1 pseudogene is annotated in these 816 nt (G+C 84.7%); it reads right to left on the reverse strand.

Annotated features, from left to right (window positions below):
• A pseudogene (locus A5787_RS27825) lies at positions 1–816 on the reverse strand (PE family protein); the annotation flags it as partial.

The following is an 816-nucleotide window of genomic DNA, read 5'->3' on the forward strand; positions in this document are numbered from 1 at the left end:
GGCCCCCCCCCCGCCCGCCCCGCCCCCGCCCGGCCCGCCCTGCCCCCCGCCGCGGCCCGCCGGGCCCCCGCCCCCGGCGCCGCCGGGGCCGCCGCCCCCGCCCCCGCCGCCAACGCCGGCCGTGTCACCGCTGTAGCTGGTGGCGCCGCCCAGACCGCCGGCGCCGCCGGTGCCGCCCGCGCCGCCGTTTCCTGCGAGGCCGCCGCTGCCGCCGGTTCCGACCGCGCCGCCTTGACCACCAGTGCCGCCCCCACCGCCGCCGCCGCCGGCACCAGCGTCGTTGGTGCCGTCGTCGGCCGAGCCGGCGCCACCTTGACCGCCGGTGCCACCCTGACCGCCGTGACCGCCGCTGCCGTTGGTGGCACCGGCCACAGCGTTGCCCCCGACGCCCCCGGCGCCGCCCATGCCGGCAGTGGAGCCGCTGCCGGCGCCCGGGCCAGCGTTGCCGGCGTTGCCCGCGCCGCCTTGGCCGCCTTGCCCGCCCGCACCAGCGATGTCACCGCTGGTGGTGGTGGCGCCGCCTTGGCCGCCGACCCCGCCGTTGCCGCCAGAGCCGGCGCCGCCCGGGGCCGCGGCGCCGCCGCCGGTGCCGGCCGCGCCGAATGCACCGCCTTGGCCCCCGGCCCCGCCCGTGCCGCCCGTGCCGGCGTCGTTGCTGCCGTCGTCGGCGAAGCCGGCTCCGCCGACGCCGCCCTGTCCGCCGACGCCGCCGTAGCCGCCGCGGCCGGTGGCTGCGCCGGGGACGGCGTCGCCGCCGGGGCCGCCCGCGCCGCCTTGACCGCCCTGGCCCCCGTCGCCGCCGCCGCCGGCCGGGCT

Source organism: Mycobacterium sp. 852002-50816_SCH5313054-b (genome assembly GCF_001667185.1).
Classification (GTDB): Bacteria; Actinomycetota; Actinomycetes; order Mycobacteriales; family Mycobacteriaceae; genus Mycobacterium.